Origin of the sequence: uncultured Marinobacter sp., from assembly GCF_963974375.1 — a bacterium.
GTDB lineage: Bacteria > Pseudomonadota > Gammaproteobacteria > Pseudomonadales > Oleiphilaceae > Marinobacter.
Window position 1 is genome coordinate 1 of sequence record NZ_CAXBDN010000287.1, and the last position, 5,181, is coordinate 5,181.

The 5,181-nt window shown below is 57.1% G+C and carries 7 protein-coding genes; 3 read left to right on the top strand and 4 right to left on the bottom strand.

Features of this window, described 5'->3' with window-relative positions; all coding sequences use genetic code 11:
- Positions 1 to 61 precede the first annotated feature (61 nt).
- Positions 62 to 631, top strand: coding sequence for an NnrU family protein (locus AAC035_RS18330; protein WP_339806540.1), 570 nt, complete (start codon positions 62 to 64; stop codon positions 629 to 631).
- Between the two features lie 35 nt (positions 632 to 666).
- On the opposite strand, the gene AAC035_RS18335 is transcribed toward AAC035_RS18330, so the two are convergent.
- A complete protein-coding gene (locus AAC035_RS18335) occupies positions 667 to 1,311 on the bottom strand; it encodes a DUF1294 domain-containing protein (RefSeq protein WP_339806541.1) in 645 nt (214 codons plus the stop codon).
- 156 nt (positions 1,312 to 1,467) lie between these two features.
- Between AAC035_RS18335 and AAC035_RS18340 the strand changes: the two genes are divergently transcribed.
- Entirely contained in the window at positions 1,468 to 2,178 is a 711-nt protein-coding gene (locus AAC035_RS18340; RefSeq protein WP_339806542.1) for a tellurite resistance TerB family protein, read from the top strand.
- Between the two features lie 95 nt (positions 2,179 to 2,273).
- Here the strand turns inward: AAC035_RS18340 and AAC035_RS18345 are convergent, their stop codons facing one another.
- Positions 2,274 to 3,248, bottom strand: a complete 975-nt coding sequence (locus AAC035_RS18345; protein ID WP_339806543.1) for an AraC family transcriptional regulator — start codon at positions 3,246 to 3,248, stop codon at positions 2,274 to 2,276.
- A gap of 211 nt (positions 3,249 to 3,459) precedes the next feature.
- Here AAC035_RS18345 and AAC035_RS18350 point away from each other — a divergent pair, with 211 nt between their 5' ends.
- Positions 3,460 to 4,311 carry an NmrA family NAD(P)-binding protein gene (locus AAC035_RS18350; protein WP_339806544.1) on the top strand — a complete coding sequence of 284 codons (852 nt, stop codon included), beginning with the start codon at positions 3,460 to 3,462 and terminating at the stop codon, positions 4,309 to 4,311.
- A gap of 86 nt (positions 4,312 to 4,397) precedes the next feature.
- Here AAC035_RS18350 and AAC035_RS18355 read toward each other — a convergent pair whose 3' ends face one another.
- Positions 4,398 to 4,610: a hypothetical protein gene (locus tag AAC035_RS18355; RefSeq protein ID WP_339806545.1), complete on the bottom strand. Its 213-nt coding sequence runs from the start codon at positions 4,608 to 4,610 to the stop codon at positions 4,398 to 4,400.
- Between the two features lie 51 nt (positions 4,611 to 4,661).
- Positions 4,662 to 4,982, bottom strand: a complete 321-nt coding sequence (gene sugE, locus AAC035_RS18360) for a quaternary ammonium compound efflux SMR transporter SugE (protein WP_339806546.1) — start codon at positions 4,980 to 4,982, stop codon at positions 4,662 to 4,664.
- Positions 4,983 to 5,181 lie beyond the last annotated feature (199 nt).

Below are 5,181 nucleotides of genomic sequence, written 5' to 3' on the forward strand. Positions count from 1 at the left end.
TCCGGAGTAACCGCCACTCTCATACCTGCTGTACCAACCCAGCCTCAAGGAACACTGGAAAATGATAATTCTGATCGTGGGTCTGATTCTGTTTCTCGGCGTGCACTCGCTGTCCATAATTAACGATCCGCTGCGCAATCGCTTGCGGGCTTCCCTCGGCGAGGGCAAGTTCAAAGGGCTGTATTCGCTGGTGTCACTGGCTGGTCTGGTGGTGATTGTCTGGGGCTACGGTATTGCCCGCATGGATCCTACGGTGATCTACATGCCACCGGGCTGGCTCAAACACGTATCCCTGCTGCTGCTAGTCCCGGTGTTCCCGCTGCTGTTCGCCACCTACTTTCCTGGCAAGATCAAGGCAAAAATAGGGCACCCGATGCTCACCGCGGTCAAACTCTGGGCACTGGCCCACTTGCTGGCCAACGGTATGCTGCACGACCTGTTGCTGTTCGGATCGTTCCTGGCGTGGGCGGTGGCAGACCGTATCTCCATGAAGCGCAGAACCCCACGCCCTATCCCCACGATGCCTGCCAGGAAGATGAACGATGTGATTGCCATTGTCGGAGGCCTGGCGGTGTATGTAATCATGGTGCTCTGGGCGCACCGGTGGTTGTTTGGAGTTTCGCCGGTTTGATATCGGCGAGTACAACTTCCTTGTCGGGGTGTTTGTTAATTGCTGAACGACGCCCCCAGGGTCAGCCGATCAATGCCCAACTGCTGACGCAGTGCATCTGCTTCAGACCAGAACAGCAGTAAACCCAAAGCCCCGATATTGAGCATCACACATAACCAGAAACCAATCTGGAACGACAGTTTTCGGGTTTTATGGCGGAAGAACTGTTGGCCTACCAGTGCACCTGGCCAGCCGCAGAATAGCTCGAACCCGTGCAGACGTCTCTCGGGCACCCGGCGGTTCCCTTTGCCGGCCGCGCCCTTATCGATGGCGTAGAGCAGAAACGCCAGCAGACTCATAATCAGATATATTGCCGGCGCGGCGACCGGGAGAACCCCGAGGCCATATAAGCCGCCCAGTCCGCCGATAAAAATCACCATTACAAGAAGCGCAAACCAGACTCCCGGTGCAATACCTGCGCCCATTCGGGCAGCTGTACCTGCGTACTGAAACTGTGTCGCCCGCCAGCGTCCCTGAGTATCTCTGGTCTGCGAAAAAACGACCTTGCGGTTTTCGGAGGGACGCCCCTTACCTTCGTAGGCACTGATGTGGGCAAAAATCCGGTCACCACTATCATCTGGCGTAATAAAACCGAAACCCTTGGCATCGTTCCACGCTGAAAGCACTCCTGCATTTTTCATTCGCTGATTCCTGGCTAAAACATTTCTTAGGGTTGAGTCCCGTACTATCGGTGGTTATATAACAACCCGTTAATGAAGTGAAATGTCCCACGTCGTTATACTCATCCCGTAGACACCATGGTTTAACGTATACCCCGTCAACGAGGAGTTGTATCCATGAATGTTTCTTCAATCCTGAACCAGTTGACCCGACAAGCGTCCGGCCAGTCACCCGGCAGCGGGTCATCCGGTGGCCTGGACGTCAACCGGATGGTCGATAGTCTTTCCTCTCAGCTCAAGGGTGCCCAGGGCGCAGCAGGTGGTATCGACCTCAAGAGCCTGCTCGGCGGCGGTGCTCTTGGCCTGATGGTAGGGTCAAAGCGCGGACGTAAAATGGGCGGTAAGGCCCTTAAATACGGCGCACTGGCGGGTGTCGGGGGACTGGCCTGGAAGGCCTATCAGAATTATCAGAGTAACAACGCGGGTGAGGCCACTCCCCAGGGGCAGCCTGTCGAGCAGTTGCATGGTCAGGCCCAGGAACGCAGAGGTCTGGAGATCCTGCAGGCCATGATTATGGCGGCACGGGCGGACGGCCATATCGATGCCAATGAGCGGGCGCTGCTGACATCAGAAATCGAGAAGCTCGGTGCAGATGATGAGCTGCAGGCCTGGATACAACAGCAGTTCGATGCGCCGCTGGATGCTGCGGCCCTGGCCCGAGAAGCGGATTCTCCCCAGGCAGCCCGTGAAATCTACCTGGTCAGCGCCGTCATTATTGACGACCAGAATCCGATGGAACGAGCCTGGCTGGATCAGCTCGCCAACGAATTGCAACTGCCGCAGGCTATGACGCTGGAACTGGATCGACAGATTCAGCCAAAGGTCTGATTCCACCTTCGCTGAGGACCGGATCGCTTTCTGAACACCGGCCCTTGCCAAGGGCCATGTCTCGTCCTGAATAAGGTTACACCGGTGCAGGCATATTACATTGCCTGCTTTCTCGCCTGCCCCGGTGCCACGCCGAACACCCGCTTGAACGCCCGACTAAAGGCTGCCTCACTCTGATACCCCAGCCGTTCGGCGACGGCAATCATGGGATCAGGACCGGTTTTAAGCTGCAGCCGGGCAATCTGCATACGCCAGTTGGTCAGGTAGCGCATGGCGGGTTCGCCCATCAGTTCGGTGAAGCGGGCACTGAACCCGGAACGGGACATACCGGCCACACTGGCCAGGCGCGCTATAGTCCAGTTGTCTCCCGGGTTACGGTGAATGGCCGCCAGGGTACGACCTATCTGCTGATCACGCAGGGCGGCCAGCCAGCCGGTGCTTGCTTGCGGGGCAGTCTCAAGCCAGGTGCGAATGGCCTGAATGATCATGATATCCGCCAGATGGGACATCACAGTCTCGCCACCGGGGCTCAGTTGCCGGGCTTCGTGGGCCATGTAACGCAGCGTGCTTCGCAACCAGCTTCCTTCGGCTTCTTCCCAGGTATTGACCACCATGATCCGCGGCAGGTGGCGAATCAGTTGCTGCCCGGCCACATGGTCAAAACGGGCGACGCAACAGGTGGCCCGGGTGAGCTCTCCCTCACCTGCGCCCTGCCCGTCCGCTCCGCCAAACTCCATAATCTCGTAACGGTCGCTGACCTGCTGTACGGGAATATCAAACAAGGGTGTCGCCGGCAGGTCCGGATCGCTGGTGAGGATGTGGCCGCGGCCATGGGGCAGCATCACCAGGCTCCCCTGCTGCACATGAATGGGCGGTTCGCCCTCCAGCTTAAGCCAGCCGTGACCGGCGGTGATAATGTGGATCATCAGACAGTCTTCGAACGGCGGCATGTCAATGCCCCAGGGCGCCCTCAATTCCGACTGGCAATAAAAAGTGCCACTGAGCTTGATCAGATGCAGCGCCTCACCCAGGTAGTCGTTGTGCTCGGGTATTACGCGCGTGTCAGCCATTGCCTGTCTCCGGGGTCTGTCCCGATGTGAGGTCGCCTGCCATCATTTCAGACCCTGAAACCATAATTCCAGTTTTAACGTTAATCCAGATATTTTGGATTATTGATCAATTATTATGGAATTACGACCATTCATAATCCAGATTCAGTCGCTCAGAATGTACTCATACCCCCAGACTAACCTGCGGGTTCACACCAGGAAGGTACATCCCATGACAGCGATCAACCCCATTCTGATTATTGGTAAATCCGGTAAAACCGGCGTCCGCGTAGATGCGCTGTTGCGCAGCAAAGGCTTTGCCACCCGGCCGGTATCGCGCTCCACGCATCCGGTCTTCGACTGGACCCAACCAGACACCTGGTCGCCCGCCCTGCAGGGTGTCAAACAGGCCTACGTAAGCTACCACCCGGATCTGGCAATGCCCGACGCGGAGACAACCCTGCGCGCCTTTATCGAAACAGCGCGGTCACAGGGTGTAGAGCATCTGGTGCTGCTGTCAGGACGCGGGGAAGATGGCGCTATCCGTGCTGAAAATGCGCTGATTGAGAGCGGACTGCGCTGGAACGTGGTGCGGGCTTCATGGTTCTTCCAGAACTTCAGCGAGAGTTTTCTGACCGAATCGGTCATTGCCGGCGAGTTAACACTTCCCGTTGGCGACGTGAAAGAGCCGTTTGTTGATTGTGACGACATTGCCGAGGTTGCGGTTGCAGCGCTGACCGATCAGACACTCAGCAATCGCCTGTTCGAGGTAACCGGTCCGGAACTGCTGACTTTCGCCGAATGCGTGGCGATCATTTCAGGCATTGCCGGTCGCCACATCGAATACAAACAGGTACCGCTGGAGCCCTATCTGGGCTACCTCCGGGAACAAGGCCTGAACGAAGGCGAACTCTGGCTGCTACGCGAGCTGTTTACACAAGTGCTGGATGGCCGCAACAGCTATGTAACCCACGGGGTGGAAGAAGCGCTGGGACGACCACCGCGCCGGTTCACAGATTTTGTGAAAACTGCATTGGCGATGGGCGCCTGGGAGCGTCACCAACAGACGCAGGCCATTCTGTAACCCGGATTGACCCGACACTGTTCTGCGGTACCTGCCGGGTAAGTGGACACTGGGCCCGCACCCGGCAGTGGCCATAGCCACCGGGCTCAGAAATTGGAAACATTCGTGCTGGTACAACTCGCCCAATTACCGATACAAACCCGACCGGCATTGCGCAGGCGGCTGTTGGTAATGCGAGCCGTTGATTGGCGGCTGTCCGTGCGGAAAATGCCTTCTTTCATGTTGGAGATATCGCAGTTATCCACGGTCACGTTGATTCTGAAACCGGTGCCACCGTTCTGCCGCAGGAATTTCGCCATATCGTCCACCGCGCAGTGCACCAGGTCACCGCGGGTGACTTCCCGCCAACCTCAGGCAGCACTGGACAATTTAAGCCCGGCAATGCCCCCGATCACCATCATCAAACTCAGTACTTTGAGTAAATTGGCGGACTCCTGGAACACAGCAATCCCTGCTATGGCGGCCCCGACCACACCAATGCCAACCCAGACCGCATAGGCGGTACCCAGCGGTAACGAGCGCATGGCAACACTTAGCAGATAGAAACTACCAATCATCGCTACGATGGTAATCAGCGAGGGAACAGGCTTTGAGAAACCTTCGGTGTATTTCAGGCCAATGGCCCAGACGACTTCAAGCAAACCTGCGACAAAAAGGATCAACCAGCTCATAACAGCACCCGAATAAAAGGGGCCGTCCCCACCGTCAAAAGCACCACAGGGTCGTCCCTGGGCGGCAGCGCCTGAGGCGCAACGAGAGCAGGTTAGCATATGCAAATTGCTGCTTTCCATTGACCGATAACGCGGCCCCGAAAAATGACCCCGCCTGATCGTAAGAGACCTCCGGTGAACCGGTAAAAGAATGAGACCG

Coding starts and splice junctions, on each gene's coding strand:
- AAC035_RS18340 (WP_339806542.1), top strand. CDS start 1,468: ATGAATGTTTCTTCAATCCTGAACCAGTTGACCCGACAAGCGTCCGGC.
- sugE (WP_339806546.1), bottom strand. CDS start 4,982: ATGAGCTGGTTGATCCTTTTTGTCGCAGGTTTGCTTGAAGTCGTCTGG.
- AAC035_RS18355 (WP_339806545.1), bottom strand. CDS start 4,610: ATGGCGAAATTCCTGCGGCAGAACGGTGGCACCGGTTTCAGAATCAAC.
- AAC035_RS18330 (WP_339806540.1), top strand. CDS start 62: ATGATAATTCTGATCGTGGGTCTGATTCTGTTTCTCGGCGTGCACTCG.
- AAC035_RS18345 (WP_339806543.1), bottom strand. CDS start 3,248: ATGGCTGACACGCGCGTAATACCCGAGCACAACGACTACCTGGGTGAG.
- AAC035_RS18350 (WP_339806544.1), top strand. CDS start 3,460: ATGACAGCGATCAACCCCATTCTGATTATTGGTAAATCCGGTAAAACC.
- AAC035_RS18335 (WP_339806541.1), bottom strand. CDS start 1,311: ATGAAAAATGCAGGAGTGCTTTCAGCGTGGAACGATGCCAAGGGTTTC.